The sequence below is a fragment of the Staphylococcus simulans genome, from assembly GCF_002902285.1.
GTDB classification, from domain to species: Bacteria; Bacillota; Bacilli; order Staphylococcales; family Staphylococcaceae; genus Staphylococcus; species Staphylococcus simulans.
Window position 1 is genome coordinate 1 of sequence record NZ_PPRU01000096.1, and the last position, 346, is coordinate 346.

Genomic DNA, 346 nt, shown 5'->3' on the forward strand with positions numbered 1-346 from the left:
GATGTAACAGGAGCAGTAACAATTCCGGATTATCCATCAGACAAAGGTACACCGACGATCACAGTAGACGATCCAAGTACGTTACCAGACGGTAAAACACCTGGTACAGTAGAAGTTCCAGTAACAGTAGAATATCCGGACGGTACAAAAGATCATGTGACAGTATCAGTCACAACAAAAGAACAAGCGGATAATGACGCTTATGAACCAACAACAGACGAAGTCACAAAAGAACACGGTACACCGACAACTGAGGATGATGTAACAGGAGCAGTAACAATTCCGGATTATCCATCAGACAAAGGTACACCGACGATCACAGTAGACGATCCAAGTACGTTACCAG

General features: G+C 43.9%; 1 protein-coding gene. It reads left to right on the plus strand.

What is annotated here, in order from left to right; all coding sequences use genetic code 11:
* Positions 1-346 (plus strand): Rib/alpha-like domain-containing protein (locus tag CD112_RS13485; RefSeq protein WP_142380818.1); only part of this gene is annotated, 346 nt, incomplete at both ends.